Raw genomic sequence first — 15,103 nt, 5'->3', positions numbered from 1 at the left:
ATTTGACCGGGCCGAAGTTCAAAAAGGAGTGAGTTCATGCTTACAAAACCGCCGCACGAAGAATATCCGGCTTACTACGAAACGTACGTTAAGCTGGTTCAGGAGGGCAATCTCGCCGAGATTCTGGTCGAACAGCTTCAAACCACGACGGAGCTGATGCAGTCCCTTACGGAAGAAACCGGGGACCGCAAGTACGCTCCGGGCAAGTGGAGCATCAAAGAGGTATTGGGCCACGTGGCCGATACGGAACGGATCATGGCCTACCGCATGCTCTGCATCGCGAGAGGGGACCGGACGCCGCTCCCCGGTTATGACGAGAATGAGTATGTAGCGGGGGCGTCTTTCGCGGCAAGCGGCCTGTCCGACATTCTCAAGGATTACTCCGCCGTCCGCTGCTCTACACTGACCTTGCTGCGGGGCATAACGGATGAAGCCTGGCTCCGGACCGGAACGGCCAATAACAACCTCCTATCCGCCAGAGCGCTCGCCGCGATCATAGCCGGGCACGAGCGGCATCATATCCGGATTATTCAGGAGAGATACCTGCGGGCCGAGTAAGCTGATTCACGGCGGATTTTTCTTGATCGCACGACTGAATAGGCTTCCCGGCAAGCCGGTAAATGGTGAACGCCCGAAGCGGGATGACCCGCTATTGCGACGAACGGAAGGAGGCAGCGGAATGTACAGTGTCAAATCGCCGGGAGGTTCCCTTTTTCCTTATTACTATAAAGGGGGCGAGATTCACTGCTTAAAGTACGGGAGCTTCTTCCAAGATGAAGAAAGACTGTTAAGGCTGATGCTGGAGGAAGAACATTTTATCCGGCAGAGAAGCCAGGAATTGAGAATTTGGGTCGATTTCTACGAAACGCGGCTGAGCGATGACGCTCTCGCTTCTTTTGTTGAGCATATCGGCCGTCTTAACGCGCATATTTACAAGCTGACTCTCGTGGGTTGTTCCTTCGGGAGCAAGTTCAAATTAAAGAAAAGGCTGAACAGACTAGAGCCGCCTTTAAAACGCCCCGTCGCGTTTTTCAGCGATCCCGAGGTTGCGAAGACATGGCTGGTGCGGGAAGGATAGGCTGTTAAACCGGGAAAGGAAGCGGCACATATGACGACAATCGGGTTTATAAGGCACGGCAGTACACACTGGAACAAAGAAGGAAGAGCGCAGGGAAGCTCGGATATTCCGCTCGATGAAGACGGGCTGGCCGACGCGGAAAAGCTGGCGGAACGGATCGGGTCGGAGAAGTGGGACTCTATTTACTCGAGCCATTTACTCCGCGCAAAACAGACGGCGGACAGAATCGGCGGCCGCGCCGGGATTCCGGTGTGGAGCGACGAGAGAATCCGTGAAGCGGGCGGGGGAGAAATCGAAGGGACAACCGAGCAGGAACGTATCGCCAAGTGGGGTGCGGGATGGAGAGAGCTTGATTTGGGCATAGAAAAGCCGGAAAGCGTCATAGCCCGGGGCGGCTCTTTTCTGGACGAGGTTTTGAGCAGGCACAAAGGGAAAAGGATACTGATCGTCAGCCACGGCTCCTTTATCCGGACGATGCTGAAACATTTGCTGCCCGATTCGGAGTACGACGGACATTTAACGAACACATCGGTTACGACTTTAGTTCTGGATGACCGGGACTGGACTTGCGGATTGTACAACTGTACGAAGCATCTGGACTAGAAGAGGACGGAAGCAATGGATACAGAAAGGGTGGGGGCATGAATATTTTAGTCAAGCCGCTCGACAGCGAGGAGCTTAAAGGGATCTGGATGCAGGCTTTCCACAAGCACGGGCTGCACCGGGAAGTCGCCTACTACGATCAGTGCCTTCATGAAAATGTGCTGGGTACCCGTGTCACCCTGCTCGCTTTCGTGGAAGAGACGCTGGTCGGCTGCGGCCATTTGAAGGTGGAATCGGAGTATGCGTATTTCCGGGACCGGCGGATTCCCGAAATCAATGATTTGAATGTTTTTCCCGACTACCGCCGCAGCGGAATCGGAACCAAACTGCTGGAGCAGTTCGAGACGCTGGCAAGCGAAGATTTTCACCGGATCGGACTGGGAGTCGGACTTTACAAAGACTATGGGGCGGCGCAGAGGATTTACTGCAGAAGAGGCTATGTCCCGGACGGCAACGGCCTGATGTCGGGCAACCGGGAGGCGGCTGCGGGAGAAATGGTCCGCGTGGACGATGATCTCCTCCTGTATCTGGTCAAGGACCTGCGGCTGGATTCGTTCTACAATCTGCACGCCGGCAAGGCGGAAATCCAGCCTTTTTTGAATCACTGATACTTTCTAGAAACGGGCCGCCTCGGCGCCAAATGACGCCGCCTTCCAATCCGCCGAACCCCGGCGGATTATTTGCCGTCCGCGCCCGCGCGGCCCCGCCGTTCACGGCTGCCTGCGGCGGTAACGGACAGGGGAGCAGCCTGTCATCTGCTTGAAGGTTCTACCGAAATGGGTCAGGCTATCAAAACCGACGCGCTCGCAGATTTCGAGCACTTTCCAGCTTGTTTCCCTGAGCAGGGCGCATGCTTTTTTGATCCGGACGTTGTTGATGTATTCGATCGCGGTATAGCCGGTCACTTCTTTAAAGGTGCGGCTGAGGTGGGAAGGGCTGATTTCGAACGTTTGCGACAGATCTTCCAGCGTAAGCCGCTCGTAAAAACGGCTGTTTATGTACTCTACGAGGGCGTAAATTTTTTTGTGGGTGGGCGATGTGCCGTTCCCGGCCTGCTCCCGGTCCGCTTCGCGCACCTTGCGGTTCATAAACAGCAGCAGCTCCATCAGCAGCACTTTCTGATACTGCTCGAACCCGATCTGCTTGCGGACGCCTTCGTGGAGCATTTTATGAAAAAGCTCCTCCGCAAAGGTCTGCTCATACCCGGAAAGGTGGACGGCATGGAAGTCCGCATAGAAAAAGGACAGAAGCTCCCCGTCGTCTTGCAGACGGAAAAAATCGTGCAGAAACTCCTCTTTGAACAGCATCGTAACGCGCTCGAAGACGGCCTCGCCCGCGTTGACTAACTGGTGCGGCACGTTGGCGTTGATGAACAGAAGTACCCCGCCTACGACCTGGTACGTTTTGTCCCCGATAAAATAATACAATTGACCGGATACGAGATACATGATTTCAAAAGCATCGTGCGTGTGGCGCGACGGCATGCTCGTGTAAGTGAGCTCCTTGCGGCTGATATGCAGAGAACCGCAGTCATAACAGACGTTCTTCAAAATGAACTCCTCCTCGCCCCCTGGGTGTCCTATTCAGTTTAGCGCGTTCTCCGGCTTCTTTTTAACCCTTTCGGCCCAAATCACATAAAAAAACAAAAAAGGTAACAAAAAAAGAACAGCAAAATAAGGTGGCTTTTTCTCTCTACTGGAAGATATGTGCAGAAAACGGAACAATATTCGCTTATAATGAAGGAGTGATATTTCTACATAACGGTTCAGGAGGTAAAAAATGGCTAAAAAGATGCTCGGTATGCTGTTGACTTCGGCTCTGGTGTGCGGCAGTCTGGGGGCCGGTACGGGACATGCGCAATCAGGCCGTACTTTGCCGGCGGAGAAGAAAGAAGTCAAAAACGTGATTTTGTTTATTACGGACGGCATGAGCTTGTCGGACGTGAATTTGACGAGATGGGTGCAAGGCGGCAAACCTTTGGAGATGGACGCTTATTTCAAAGGGCTCGTCCGGACGTACGCGTCGGATTCGCTAACGACGGATTCGGCTGCGGGGGCTTCCGCTTACGCAACCGGTCATAAAGTGAAGAGCGAGACGGTATCGATCTCGCCGGATAAGGTCACAATGCCTTTCATCGACAAGCCCGGCGAACAAGAAGCGGCCAAACCTCTGCCGACTCTTCTGGAAGCGGCCCGCCTGAAGGGCAAAGGGACGGGGCTCGTCTTCACCTGCGAGCTCACGGACGCTACACCGGCAGTATTCGCCAGCCATGCCGAAAGCCGGGACAACGCCCATTCCATCGCGGAGCAGATGGTGTACAGCGGCGTGGATCTCGTGCTGGGGGGCGGATCGGGCTATCTCGTGCCGGGAGATAAAGAAATCAACCGCAAGGACGGGGAAGATCTCACCAAAGTGCTGAAAGCAAACGGCTACGAATATGCGACGAGCCGGATCGATCTGCTCAGTTCGCAGACGAACAAGATCTGGGGCCTTTTTAACGAAGGGGCGCTGGACGCCGATCTTGACCTGGACCCGCAGAAGCAGCCTACCCTGGCTGAAATGACGACGATCGCGGCCAATAAGCTTTCTTCGAACGAGAACGGCTTTTTCCTGATGGTAGAAGCGAGCCAGATCGACTGGTTCGGACACGACAACGATCCGGTAGGCATCGTTACCGAGACGCAGGCCTTCGACCGTGCCCTGAAAGCGGCGATCGATTTTGCCAAAAAAGACGGAAACACCGCGGTTATCTCCGTATCCGACCATGCCACGGGCGGAGTTAATATGACCAACTACGACACGATGAAGGATTTGCAACCTATCTTTACGAAGGCCAAACATACGAGCTACGGGCTGGAAGGCAGAATTAACGAATCCAACTACAAGAAAATGCTGGAGGAAGAATACGGGCTCTCCGATTTGACGAAGGAAGAAGAGGAAGCCGTCAAGAAAGGGCTCGAAGACAATCTGTCCCCGGTTATCGGCGGCATATTGGGAGAGCGGGCAGGCGTTTCCTTCTCCACGGGAGATCATACCTCGGAAGAGGTCGGACTTTTCGCTTATCACCCGAACGATTTCCTGCCTACGGATTACGCCAGAAGCGGCGTGGTTGAGAACACGGATGTCGGAAAATACCTCCAGCTGATCCTGGGACTGGACCTGCCCGCACTGGAAAACACCCTTTTCGTTCCGGCGAGTGACCTGGAAGCCAAGGGCGCCAAAGTCAGCTTGGACAAATCGGATAAAGAAAACCCGGTCGTCGTGGTGACCAAAGGAACGAAGACGATCAAGCTCCCGGTAGACAAGAACATCGCTTTGACGGACGGCAAGACGATCAAGCTTAGCACGCCAACCCTGCTGATCAAAAATAAAGTCTGGGTGTCCAAGGACGCGGCGGCTTTGATTCAATAAACGGCTTTACAGAAATCTTTTAGGACCCATCTTGTCCAGTAACTCTTTAATTGAAATCCGCACTCGCTGCGGATTTTTCTTTTTGCCGTTATTCGTGTGACGGACAGGCGGGGAAGGAAAATATATCCTAACGGGACCGTTAAATGATAAAGTAGAAAGACAGGTGCAGAAGCAGCAGCGGAGAATAGCCGGAACGGGAGGACAGTCGCGGGATGAGCATGGGGCGCATTAGACGGGATATGAAGGGTTATTTGGAGGAACACCGGAATCCGGTGAACCGGACGCTGCATTATTTCGCGTTCCTGGCGGCATTTATGGCCTGGATCTTTCTGTGGTTCGACATCCGCCTTACCTTGGCGCTTGCCGTCCTTCATTATGCGTTAGCCTGGACCGGACACTTTTATTTCGAAGGCAACAAGCCGGCGTCATTCCGCTATCCGTTCGTCGGTTTTTACGCGGGGTTTCTCTGGTTTTTTCTGAGGACGGCGGAAGTGGTGACCCGGACCGATCTTGTCGACGCGTGGGTGAGAGAGCCCGAATGAGAACGGACGATGCCTCCGCAGGGAAGATACGTCGGAATGGCGCTGGTTTTCCTCCTTCCGCTGGGCTACTCTGCTCGGCAAGAACGGCGGAAGGCTTTGTACCGTGAACGGAGCGGGCGACCGGCATTATCGGATCAACGGCATAGGATATCGGGCGGCCGATTAAGGAGTGAAATCATGAACATGATGTATTCGGACGAACTTCCTGCGGGTGAAGCCGTTTATGACCTGTATGAGCAATTCGGCTGGAACGAATTCCTTAAGCTGTCCGCAAGTCAGCTCCATGATACGATGCGGGGAAGCTGGTATGTGGCGAGCGCTTATGATGGAAGCCGCCTGATCGGCACGGGCAGAGTCGTATCGGACGGCGTGATGAACGCGTTTATATGCGGCCTCGTCGTCCATCCGGACTATCAGAAGAAGGGAATCGGAAGCGAGCTGATGAAGCGGCTTATGCAGCGGTGCATCACCCGTCAATTACATATGGAGCTTTTTTGCTCGGACCGGGAAATCGGTTATTATGAAAAGTTCGGTTTCGAGGTGTTTGCCAGCGGGATGAAATACCGGAAGGAGGGACTGTCCCAGTGATGAATAAAACGAAAGAAGTCCGGATAGTTTCTTATGATCCGGCGTGGAAAACCGCTTTCGAGAGCATCAGGACCGAACTTGAGACGCATATCGGCGATCTCGTTCTCGCCATCGAACATGTCGGGAGTACGTCGGTAGTAGGCTTGGGAGCCAAACCGGTCATAGACATTGATGTCGTGATGGACAGCTATGAAGTGTTTCCCGCCATTGCGGAGCGTCTAGGGAAAGCTGGCTTCCGGCATGAAGGCAATCTCGGCGTAGAGGGCCGTGAAGCGTTCAAACGGACGTACGAGGACAGCTTTATGGCTTATCATCTCTACGTATGTCCCAAGGACGGGCGCGGATATCTGGAGCATATCGCTTTTCGCGATTATTTGCGTGCCCATCCTGCGGCACGGGAGCGGTATCAGCGGCTTAAGGAAGATTTGGCGGCCGAATTCCGCTATGATAGAGATACTTATTGTGAGAGGAAAACCGGTTTTGTCCGGGACATTTTAAACAAGACCCTCTATAAGGATTAAAACAGCAGGGGCGTCAGCAGCATCCAAGGAACCGGCAGAGGGAGACCAGGGAGGCCGGCGATACGATGGAGACATTCGGCAGAGGTTGCCTGTATATTATTTTGGGTATAGTGGTTCTTATGGTTTTCGCTTTGCTTGCCGGAGGGACGGTTACGATTCCGTGGATCATCGCGATTCCGCTGGTCGTGCTGGCTTTCTGGGCCGCGTCGAAAAAAAATAAATAACCGGGGTGACCGAAATGAGTGCGAATCAGACTTACCTGGAAAGTGTCCGCAAACAATTTCTCTACTACAAAACACTGGGAGAGAAAGCGATGGACCAGCTGGAGCCGGAGCAGTTGTTTACGGCTTACAACGAAGACACGAACAGCATTGCGGCGATAGTGGCTCATCTGGGCGGGAATATGCTTTCCCGCTGGACCGACTTTCTTACGACGGACGGGGAAAAAGACTGGCGCGACCGCGACGCCGAATTCGGGCACAGCCTTTCGGACAAAGAGCAGCTTCTGGGCAAGTGGAACGAAGGATGGAACTGCTTATTCCATGCGCTGGATTCCTTGAGTCCGGATCAGCTGGAGCAGATCATTTATATCCGCAACGAAGGCCATACCGTGATCGAAGCCATTAACCGGCAGCTGGCCCATTATCCTTACCACGTCGGGCAGATCGTCTATGCGGCCAAACTGCTCAAAAAAGAAGAATGGAACAGCCTGTCCATTCCGAGAAACAAATCCGCGCAATTCAACAGCGAAAAATTCGGCAAAGAGAAATCCGTCCGAAATTTTACCGATGAAGAAATGAAAAAATTGTCCGCCAACACGGACAGCATGCAATAAAACGGCTCCGGAAACCGGAGCGGCATCACGACGGACACAGACGGGAGACATTCAAGGCCGTGTACACGATGACAAAAGTAAACGCCGGCATCAGGCCGCATCTGACAAAATTGTTTGAAGAGGTCCGCCGGGTGGACGTCTGTATAGACAGCGTACTGGAAGGCCAGGCGGGCGGAGAGATTCGGATCTTCGTCGATTCCTTGACGGAGCCTTCGAGCGTGCAGATCAACCAGGGGAGTTTCGCCTATTTCGCCGGTGATTCCGAGTGTCCTTCCGCAAAGCAATGGCTGGAGGAGTTTCCCGCCCACTGCTTCATTATGCCTTCGTCCCCCGGCTGGACGGAACGGGCCGGAACCATCCACGGCGGCAAGCTGATCCGCGACGAGCGGTACATGTTTTCCCCTGAGGCGCTGCAGTGCGGCCATTTGAAGGAACTGGCGGAGCATCCGGATTACAAGGTGGAAAAGATTACGCTGGAGCTGGCCCGGGACATGATCCGCGACCCGCTCCAACACTATCACTTCATGAATTACGACACGGCCGAACAATTTATGGAGACCGGGTTCGGCTATTGCATCCGCGCGCAAGGCGAAGTCGCGGCCGCCTGCACGTCCGCGATGGTGAGTCGTACGGGCGTGGAAATCGGCATTATGACACACCCGGACTACCGGAAGTTCGGTCTGGCGACCCGGGTTGCGGCGGCTTTCCTGCTGCACTGCCTGGAGCACAATCTGTATCCGAGCTGGGATGCGGCAAATTTGAAATCCAAGGGGCTTGCGGAGAAACTGGGTCTGATCTACGCCGGATCTTATGAGGTTTTCTCCCTGCAGGATTAGGCGGAGGAAGACAGTGCGGCCGTTGTCCCCGCGGAAGAAGGAGAACGAATGGTAAACCTATCTGCGTGGAAATCGGCCGCGTTTATGGCGGCTCTGTCGGCACTTACGCTGCTGGTCTATTCCGTTTTCCGGAACAAGACGTATTACGATTTTTTGACCTGGAATTTATTTCTGGCCTGGGTTCCGTTCGTTTTCTCGTTTATCGCTTATGAGGCGGGGCACCGGGTACAAAGGCGGATGAGAGCCGCAATCATCGTCCTTCTGGGGGCTTGCTGGCTTCTGTTTTATCCGAACGCCCCTTATATCGTGACGGACCTGGTTCATTTAACCGCGATGAAAGGGCTGTATGCCGGTCAAGGAACGGTTACGTTCCGGTACTGGTACGATCTGCTCGTTCTCGTCTTATTTGCGTGGAACGGTCTGCTGCTCTGCGTGTATTCCCTGTATCATTTCCATTCACTTATCCGGCTTGCCGCTGGCTCCTTGTTTGGCTGGGGCTTTGTGGCGGCGGCAGCGCTGCTGGGCGGCTACGGCGTACTGCTGGGCAGAGTGCACCGGCTTAACAGCTGGGACGTGCTGACGGATGCCCGGCTCATCAAACAGATCGTCCTGGAGAGCCTTCATGCGCCGGCGCTGCTTTTCTGCCTGTTGTTCGGTCTTATGATCGGAATGGTTTATCTTTCGTTTTATTTTGTTATTCATCTGGCGGGCCAGTCAGGAAAGCGTGCATGAGAAGTTCCCGCGGGCAGTTACTACAGAGCGGAGAGGAGAATGTCCATGCTTTTATCCAAAAAAGATCCGGCCGATCCAAGGACGGACTTCGAACGGGATCTGCTCCGTCAGGCCAGGCGGCTTATTCCAGGGGAACCGCCGCCGCCCTGGCGTCTGCAGACGGTTATTGCGGCGGCGGGAGTAACGGCTGGCGGCTGGGACGGCGAAGGCCGGATCGTCCTGATCGGCAGCGGCTACAGCATCACGGATGCCTTTACCGGGCAGCGGCTTGTCAGGCAACGCGATGAGGAGGAGACCGAGCGGCATCTCACCGGCGGCGGGTTAAGATTCACCGTACCGGAGACGGGGGAAGTAATCGGCGTCTTCGGACTTGACGGGGGAGACGGCATTCAGATGAACGCCGACGGCTGGCGGCTGGAGGTCATTTATCCGTGGTGGCCGAGAGCTTCCGTGATCCTGGAGAATGTTTTCACAAGGGAGTACCGGTATTTGGCCGGGGCCGTTATGCTGGAGATTCCGCGGCTCGACGGCTGGCTGAAGGGCGGATTTTCTCCGTCGGGAGAGGCATTTATGGTGCTCGGATCGGGCGGAGCGGCTGTTTTTGCCAAGCGTTAAACGCGGGTCTTGCGAAAGGATGAGGCGCCGTTACCATGGATTTTTCACGACCGCAAATAGGAAGAAAGCCGGTCTGGAGATAAGCGGCCGCAGCGGCCTGAAGAACAAAAGCACGGCAAGCAGATTTATCGGAGAGGAAGAGAGAAAATCATGACCAAAAGAAAGAATATCTCATCCGGTTCGCCGTGGGAGCCTGTTGTCGGATACAGCAGAGCGGTACGGGTCGGCAATATCGTCGAAGTAGCGGGAACGACCGCCATGAAAGATGGAGAAGTTGTAGGCGCAGGAGACGCTTACGCCCAGACGAAATGCGCGTTGGGCATTATCGAGGACGCGCTTAACCGGGCGGGGGCCAAACTTGCTGACGTCGTAAGGACGCGCATGTTCGTGACCGATATCGGCCGGTGGGAAGAGATCGGCAAAGCTCACGGGGAATTTTTCAAGGACATTCGTCCGGCATCCACGATGGTGGAGGTCCGGGCCTTGATTGATCCCGAGCTGCTGGTGGAGATCGAAGTTCAGGCCATTGTGAAGGAAACTTCTTCCGGGTTCGGTGATTGACCGCCCTCGGGCCTCCTTTTAGAGGGGGGCCTTTTTTAGTTGCAGAGCGGATAGATCCCTGTGGTATAATCAGGAAAATATGGGCTGTGAGGCAAAAGGGATGAACGGGCGTGAACGCTTTTCTCAAATTGAACGGAATCAGTGCGGGATATGCGTGCGTCTGTCTCGTATTCGGGCACGGTTTGCTCTACGGAATGAACGTGATCAAATCGCTCGGTCTGTCCTATTCGATTTCGGTGAAGATGGTTGTCGGGGTAACGTTCCTTTTGGCCGGTTTGCTCACTTTGTTATGTATGTGGATGACCAAGAAGTGGATGAAAGGGCGGGCGCTTGCATTCTGGGCGGCGGTACTGTGGTTTCCTTACTGGCTATTGACCAGTCACGGTCTGGCGCTTGTGCTTCCGGGCGAGGATAATTTCTATGTCATTTACATGATGGCCCTGTTTTTAATGCCCTTTTATCCGCTTTTTGCCGCTACAGCGATTGGAATCAGCGCCTTGTGGCATGAAGCTGCGGACAAAAAGCTGAACCGGCGGACAGCCGATAAGGACGTCCCGTAAACGTAACAGTATCAAATAGCTTGGAAGTTGCAGATGTGTTTTTTCATGAGAACAGCCGATTAGCGACCGGAGAAATTTTCACGGGAGGCATTCATTTATGATCCGAATTTGTACCGAACAAGATATCCGTGAGATTTACGACATTATTAACGACGCCGCCGTGGCCTACAAAGGTATTATACCGGCCGACCGGTTTCACGAGCCTTACATGACGATGGAGGAACTGCAGAGCGAAATCCGCAGCGGGGTCGTGTTCTGGGGGTATGAGGACGGCGGGGGGCTGATCGGGGTGATGGGCATCCAGGACAAAGGCGACGTTTTCCTCATCCGGCACGCCTATGTGAGAACAGACCAGCGCAAGGGCGGCATCGGCAGCCGGCTGCTGGCTTATTTGACGGACCTGACGGAGAAGCCGTTCCTGATCGGTACGTGGGCGGACGCTTCCTGGGCGATCGCCTTTTATCTCAAAAACGGCTTCGCTCTCGTCCCCGAGGAAGAGAAGGAGCGGCTGCTGCGCACCTATTGGACCATACCGGACCGTCAGATCGAAACGTCCGTCGTGCTCGGCGACCGCAGGCGTGAAGCGGTATAGGAGCAGGCGGCAGCGGCCTGAGAATCACTCGTGACTAGCGAATCAGTCCATTCCCTCTATTAGTCATCTTAAGGAGCTGACATCATGAAAATTTTGGAACTTACTCTTCACGCTTCGAATGTAAACGAATTAAAACAATTTTACGGGGAGCGGCTGGGGCTGCCTGTCACCGCAGAGAAAAGCACCTCCTTTTCCTTCCGGGCCGGGGACACGTACGTGACGTTCGTCCGCGCAGCTCAGAATGACGATAGCTTCTATCATTTCGCTTTCAACATCCCGGAGAACAAGGTTGAAGAAGCGGCCGATTGGCTCCGGGACAGGGTTGAACTGCTGAGCCAGGAGGGCACCCCTATCGTTCATTTCGAGAACTGGAACGCCCACGCCTTTTATTTTAAAGACCCGGCCGGCAATATTGTCGAGCTGATCGCCCGTCATAATCTTAAGAATGCATCGCAGAAACCGTTCAGTGAGGAAGATTTTCTCTGCGTCAGCGAAATCGGAGTGCCGGTAGACGATGTTTCCGCCGCTTTGCGGGCGTTGAAGCAGGAGGCGGGGCTGGATGCCTGGAAGACTCCGAGTGAAACGTTCGCGCCGGTCGGCGACGAGAACGGGCTTTTTATCGTGGTGAAAAAAGGCCGGGTCTGGTTCGCGGGTGAAAGAAGCTCTTATCCCCACACGCTCGCCGTTAGGACGGATGGATGTTCGGTGCGTCTGGACGCGGAGGAAGGAATCTCATTCGGAGTGTCCGGGGAGAGCGGGCCGGAAAAGCCGTAAACAGGACGCGGCAGTCGGCGGATGAGCGGTACGCGGCCCAAGCGCTGCACACGGCAGGAGGCCCATCCGCACTTTTGCCGCAGGTCCGCCCACCGTACGCCGCCCCTGGAACGGCTTCGGCAAATAGACATCATAGGAGAGAACAGCGTGCTTAACAAAAGCGTCTATTACGGCCGGTTCGGCCCTCCGGCCGAAGTGCTGGAGATCCGCCGGACCCCCGTCGTGCCGCCGGGACCGGGCGAGATCCGGGTGCGGATGCTGGCCCGGCCCATCAACCCGTCGGACCTGATTCCCGTGCGCGGAGCCTACGCCCACCGGATCGCGCTCCCTGCGGTGCCCGGTTACGAAGGCGTGGGCATCGTCGAGGAGACCGGCCCGTCCGTGCGGGCGGAGCTGCTCGGCAGACGCGTTCTCCCGCTGCGCGGCGAAGGGACTTGGCAGGAATCGGTCCTCGCGCCCGCCGGGCTGGCGATCCCGGTTCCGCCGGACATTCCCGACGAGACGGCCGCCCAGCTTTATATCAACCCCGTGACCGCCTGGGCCGTCTGCGGGGCTCTCCGCCTGGGGTATGGCGATACGCTCGTCGTCAACGCCTGCGGCTCGGCGATCGGCCGGGTGTTCGCGCAGCTTGCGGCGGTTTTCAATTATGAGCTGATTGCGGTTACCCGCAGCGGAGCTCATACGGAGGAGCTGCTGAGCCTAGGCGCAGCTCATGTCATCGACACCGCCGACACGACCGCGCCGCTTCGCGAGGCGGTGCTGTCACGGACAGGCGGCCGTGGAGCGACCGCGGCCGTGGACAGCATAGGCGGCCCGGACGGAGCGGCTCTCGCCGGCTGTGTGCGGCCCGGCGGTTCCGTGTTCAGCATCGGGCTGCTGTCGGGGGGGCCGGTGGACTGGGCGGAGATGTCCCGGCTGTACGGGGTGGACGCCCGGCCGTTCTGGCTCCGGCACTGGATTCGCCGTGCTTCCCCCGCGGATTGGCTCGGGACTTTCGAGGAGATTATGGAGCTTGTCCGGGATGGACGGCTGAGCCTGATGAAGATCGCCGCCAGCTGCGGGCTGGACGAGGTGCACGCCGCCGTGGCGGCTTTCGAGTCGGGCGTGCCCGGTAAGATTTTGCTGACCGGCGGGCACAGGTGAAGGACCGGTGCGGATCTTCCGTTGTATGCCGCTGTTTGGGATCCTCACCAGGAGGCGCCATGGCCGGAGAGCTCACCATCTGCATCTCAGCGAGACAGGCAACCGCGCCTGTGCCGACAGAGTGATAGAAGCCGGCCGCAAATACAGATGAGACGGAAGAAAAAGGACGGGCGCGTGCCCGTAAAGGGCCCTGTCCCTTCATCTCGGGAAAGTTCACCGGATCAGGTGGCTTTCCTTTTCTTTTTTGGGTAGGATAGAGGGGAATGTGTTTGTGAGAAGGAGAGTAACAACATGGTTAAAAAACGAAGGATTCCGATTCGCTTTACGCCTCCGCAAATTTTGGCGCTCGGAATCCTAGCAATTATTTTAATAGGAGCGGTGCTGCTTTCGCTGCCTGCCGCCTCCTCTACGGGAGAGCCGATCTCTTACCTGGACGCTTTTTTTATGGCGACTTCGGCCGCATGTGTGACGGGGCTTTCCGTGTTGAACGCAGGGGTGCATTTTTCGCTGTTCGGCCAGATTGTCATCCTTATGCTGGTCCAGGTGGGCGGACTCGGATTTATGACGATGGCCACCTTGATCGCGCTCGTGCTTCGCAAGCGGATAACCCTCAAGGAGCGGCTGCTTTTGCAGGAAGCGATGAACCAAGGGTCCGTAGAGGGCATCGTGCGGCTGATCCGCAGGGTACTGACCTACGCGCTTGCCATTGAGCTAGCGGGAGCGGTTCTCCTGACGGTACGCTGGGCCTTCGACATGCCGTTCGGACAAGCTGTTTATTTTGGCATTTTTCATAGTATCTCGATCTTCAATAACGCCGGCTTCGATTTGTTCAGCAGTCTGCCCGGAGCCCAGGGAAGCTTGATGGCGTATGTGAACGATCCTTACGTGAATATCGTGGTCATCGGACTTATGATTCTGGGGGGCATCGGGTTTATCGTCATAGCGGACGTGCTCGATTTCAAACGGACCCGGCAGCTGACGCTCCACTCCAAGGTTGTGCTTACGGCAACGGGACTGCTGATTCTGCTCGGTTCCGTCGTTGTCTTCATCTTCGAATATACAAATCCGCTGACGATGCAGCCGCTCAGTCTTCCGGGCAAAATCTTCGCCGCCTTCTTCCAGTCGGCGACGACCCGGTCGACGGGCATGAATACGATCGATATCGAATCGTTCCGTCAGGCGACCCAGTTCTTTGTTATCATCCTGATGTTTATCGGAGCGGCGCCGGGTTCTGCGGGCGGAGGGATCAAAATCACGACGTTCGCGATTCTCATAGGCGCCGTCATTACGATGGTCCGGGGCAAGGAGGATATCGTGTTTTTCCGCAAAAGACTTCCGGAGGAACGCATTTATAAAGCGACGACGCTGACCTTGATTGCTCTCATACTGGTCGTAACGGGAACGATGATTCTGTCGGTTCTGCAGGACGGGCCTTTTATCAAAATGCTGTTCGAGGTCACGTCCGCCTTCGGTACGGCCGGCATTTCTCTGGGGCTGACACCGGAGCTTACTTCACCCAGCAAGATTCTGATGTCGCTCCTGATGTTTATCGGCCGGCTGGGCCCGCTGACGCTTGCCTATGCGCTGACACCGAAAGGGACGAAAGAGCTGTACCGCTACCCGGAAGGAAAAATTACAATCGGGTAAGGGGCTGCGTTTCCGCCGGAATATAAAAAAGAGTTTGACAGTTTTTCGGCGGCGTTTTATAATTC

20 protein-coding genes are annotated in these 15,103 nt (G+C 55.5%); 19 read left to right on the top strand and 1 reads right to left on the bottom strand.

The window, feature by feature from the left end; translation table 11 throughout:
• The first annotated feature begins 36 nt into the window (after nt 1-36).
• The 4 genes from AC58P5_RS07680 (at nt 37) to AC58P5_RS07665 (ending at nt 2,289) form a co-directional block, all read left to right on the top strand.
• Complete coding sequence (locus AC58P5_RS07680) at nt 37-558, top strand: DinB family protein (RefSeq protein ID WP_497385545.1); 522 nt, start codon at nt 37-39, stop codon at nt 556-558.
• Nucleotides 559-679: 121 nt separating this feature from the next.
• The gene (locus tag AC58P5_RS07675) at nt 680-1,078 is read left to right on the top strand and encodes a hypothetical protein (RefSeq protein WP_497385544.1); all 399 of its coding nucleotides are present in this window, start codon (nt 680-682) and stop codon (nt 1,076-1,078) included.
• Nucleotides 1,079-1,108: 30 nt separating this feature from the next.
• The gene (locus tag AC58P5_RS07670) at nt 1,109-1,681 is read left to right on the top strand and encodes a histidine phosphatase family protein (protein ID WP_497385543.1); all 573 of its coding nucleotides are present in this window, start codon (nt 1,109-1,111) and stop codon (nt 1,679-1,681) included.
• 38 nt (nt 1,682-1,719) lie between these two features.
• A complete protein-coding gene (locus tag AC58P5_RS07665) occupies nt 1,720-2,289 on the top strand; it encodes a GNAT family N-acetyltransferase (protein ID WP_497385541.1) in 570 nt (189 codons plus the stop codon).
• 102 nt (nt 2,290-2,391) lie between these two features.
• Here AC58P5_RS07665 and AC58P5_RS07660 read toward each other — a convergent pair whose 3' ends face one another.
• On the bottom strand, nt 2,392-3,231 hold the full coding sequence (locus AC58P5_RS07660; RefSeq protein WP_497385540.1) for a helix-turn-helix domain-containing protein: 840 nt from the start codon (nt 3,229-3,231) through the stop codon (nt 2,392-2,394).
• 229 nt (nt 3,232-3,460) lie between these two features.
• On the opposite strand from AC58P5_RS07660, the gene AC58P5_RS07655 reads away from it, so the two are divergent.
• From AC58P5_RS07655 to AC58P5_RS07585, 15 genes are all read left to right on the top strand, one after another.
• Nucleotides 3,461-5,092: an alkaline phosphatase gene (locus AC58P5_RS07655; RefSeq protein ID WP_497385539.1), complete on the top strand. Its 1,632-nt coding sequence runs from the start codon at nt 3,461-3,463 to the stop codon at nt 5,090-5,092.
• 212 nt (nt 5,093-5,304) lie between these two features.
• Entirely contained in the window at nt 5,305-5,634 is a 330-nt protein-coding gene (locus AC58P5_RS07650; protein ID WP_497385538.1) for an Mpo1-like protein, read from the top strand.
• A 177-nt stretch (nt 5,635-5,811) separates the two neighbouring features.
• The gene (locus tag AC58P5_RS07645) at nt 5,812-6,222 is read left to right on the top strand and encodes a GNAT family N-acetyltransferase (protein ID WP_497385537.1); all 411 of its coding nucleotides are present in this window, start codon (nt 5,812-5,814) and stop codon (nt 6,220-6,222) included.
• Nucleotides 6,219-6,743 carry a GrpB family protein gene (locus tag AC58P5_RS07640; protein ID WP_497385535.1) on the top strand — a complete coding sequence of 175 codons (525 nt, stop codon included), beginning with the start codon at nt 6,219-6,221 and terminating at the stop codon, nt 6,741-6,743. Before AC58P5_RS07645 ends, AC58P5_RS07640 begins: the two co-directional genes overlap by 4 nt.
• 65 nt (nt 6,744-6,808) lie before the next feature.
• The gene (locus AC58P5_RS07635; RefSeq protein ID WP_218228317.1) at nt 6,809-6,967 is read left to right on the top strand and encodes a hypothetical protein; all 159 of its coding nucleotides are present in this window, start codon (nt 6,809-6,811) and stop codon (nt 6,965-6,967) included.
• Between the two features lie 14 nt (nt 6,968-6,981).
• Entirely contained in the window at nt 6,982-7,578 is a 597-nt protein-coding gene (locus AC58P5_RS07630) for a DUF1572 family protein (RefSeq protein ID WP_497385534.1), read from the top strand.
• A 68-nt stretch (nt 7,579-7,646) separates the two neighbouring features.
• Nucleotides 7,647-8,414, top strand: coding sequence for a GNAT family N-acetyltransferase (locus tag AC58P5_RS07625; protein WP_497386041.1), 768 nt, complete (start codon nt 7,647-7,649; stop codon nt 8,412-8,414).
• Between the two features lie 48 nt (nt 8,415-8,462).
• Entirely contained in the window at nt 8,463-9,146 is a 684-nt protein-coding gene (locus AC58P5_RS07620) for a DUF1361 domain-containing protein (protein ID WP_497385533.1), read from the top strand.
• Between the two features lie 45 nt (nt 9,147-9,191).
• Nucleotides 9,192-9,761: a hypothetical protein gene (locus AC58P5_RS07615; RefSeq protein ID WP_497385532.1), complete on the top strand. Its 570-nt coding sequence runs from the start codon at nt 9,192-9,194 to the stop codon at nt 9,759-9,761.
• A 150-nt stretch (nt 9,762-9,911) separates the two neighbouring features.
• Complete coding sequence (locus tag AC58P5_RS07610) at nt 9,912-10,322, top strand: RidA family protein (RefSeq protein WP_497385531.1); 411 nt, start codon at nt 9,912-9,914, stop codon at nt 10,320-10,322.
• 110 nt (nt 10,323-10,432) lie between these two features.
• The gene (locus tag AC58P5_RS07605) at nt 10,433-10,882 is read left to right on the top strand and encodes a hypothetical protein (protein ID WP_497385530.1); all 450 of its coding nucleotides are present in this window, start codon (nt 10,433-10,435) and stop codon (nt 10,880-10,882) included.
• A gap of 97 nt (nt 10,883-10,979) precedes the next feature.
• On the top strand, nt 10,980-11,474 hold the full coding sequence (locus tag AC58P5_RS07600; RefSeq protein WP_497385529.1) for a GNAT family N-acetyltransferase: 495 nt from the start codon (nt 10,980-10,982) through the stop codon (nt 11,472-11,474).
• Nucleotides 11,475-11,558: 84 nt separating this feature from the next.
• The gene (locus AC58P5_RS07595; RefSeq protein ID WP_497385528.1) at nt 11,559-12,248 is read left to right on the top strand and encodes a VOC family protein; all 690 of its coding nucleotides are present in this window, start codon (nt 11,559-11,561) and stop codon (nt 12,246-12,248) included.
• 147 nt (nt 12,249-12,395) lie between these two features.
• The gene (locus AC58P5_RS07590) at nt 12,396-13,391 is read left to right on the top strand and encodes a zinc-dependent alcohol dehydrogenase family protein (protein WP_497385526.1); all 996 of its coding nucleotides are present in this window, start codon (nt 12,396-12,398) and stop codon (nt 13,389-13,391) included.
• A 291-nt stretch (nt 13,392-13,682) separates the two neighbouring features.
• Nucleotides 13,683-15,038: a TrkH family potassium uptake protein gene (locus AC58P5_RS07585; protein WP_497385524.1), complete on the top strand. Its 1,356-nt coding sequence runs from the start codon at nt 13,683-13,685 to the stop codon at nt 15,036-15,038.
• Nucleotides 15,039-15,103: the final 65 nt, after the last annotated feature.

Source organism: Paenibacillus sp. JT31N7 (genome assembly GCF_059692095.1).
This window is presented reverse-complemented; position numbering and strand designations above follow the sequence as displayed.

Excerpts from the sequence above, each read along its gene's own strand:
- AC58P5_RS07610 (WP_497385531.1), top strand. The coding sequence starts at position 9,912 with ATGACCAAAAGAAAGAATATCTCATCCGGTTCGCCGTGGGAGCCTGTT.
- AC58P5_RS07645 (WP_497385537.1), top strand. The coding sequence starts at position 5,812 with ATGAACATGATGTATTCGGACGAACTTCCTGCGGGTGAAGCCGTTTAT.
- AC58P5_RS07620 (WP_497385533.1), top strand. The coding sequence starts at position 8,463 with ATGGTAAACCTATCTGCGTGGAAATCGGCCGCGTTTATGGCGGCTCTG.
- AC58P5_RS07630 (WP_497385534.1), top strand. The coding sequence starts at position 6,982 with ATGAGTGCGAATCAGACTTACCTGGAAAGTGTCCGCAAACAATTTCTC.
- AC58P5_RS07655 (WP_497385539.1), top strand. The coding sequence starts at position 3,461 with ATGGCTAAAAAGATGCTCGGTATGCTGTTGACTTCGGCTCTGGTGTGC.
- AC58P5_RS07600 (WP_497385529.1), top strand. The coding sequence starts at position 10,980 with ATGATCCGAATTTGTACCGAACAAGATATCCGTGAGATTTACGACATT.
- AC58P5_RS07670 (WP_497385543.1), top strand. The coding sequence starts at position 1,109 with ATGACGACAATCGGGTTTATAAGGCACGGCAGTACACACTGGAACAAA.
- AC58P5_RS07595 (WP_497385528.1), top strand. The coding sequence starts at position 11,559 with ATGAAAATTTTGGAACTTACTCTTCACGCTTCGAATGTAAACGAATTA.
- AC58P5_RS07650 (WP_497385538.1), top strand. The coding sequence starts at position 5,305 with ATGAGCATGGGGCGCATTAGACGGGATATGAAGGGTTATTTGGAGGAA.
- AC58P5_RS07615 (WP_497385532.1), top strand. The coding sequence starts at position 9,192 with ATGCTTTTATCCAAAAAAGATCCGGCCGATCCAAGGACGGACTTCGAA.
- AC58P5_RS07680 (WP_497385545.1), top strand. The coding sequence starts at position 37 with ATGCTTACAAAACCGCCGCACGAAGAATATCCGGCTTACTACGAAACG.
- AC58P5_RS07625 (WP_497386041.1), top strand. The coding sequence starts at position 7,647 with ATGACAAAAGTAAACGCCGGCATCAGGCCGCATCTGACAAAATTGTTT.
- AC58P5_RS07675 (WP_497385544.1), top strand. The coding sequence starts at position 680 with ATGTACAGTGTCAAATCGCCGGGAGGTTCCCTTTTTCCTTATTACTAT.
- AC58P5_RS07585 (WP_497385524.1), top strand. The coding sequence starts at position 13,683 with ATGGTTAAAAAACGAAGGATTCCGATTCGCTTTACGCCTCCGCAAATT.
- AC58P5_RS07635 (WP_218228317.1), top strand. The coding sequence starts at position 6,809 with ATGGAGACATTCGGCAGAGGTTGCCTGTATATTATTTTGGGTATAGTG.
- AC58P5_RS07665 (WP_497385541.1), top strand. The coding sequence starts at position 1,720 with ATGAATATTTTAGTCAAGCCGCTCGACAGCGAGGAGCTTAAAGGGATC.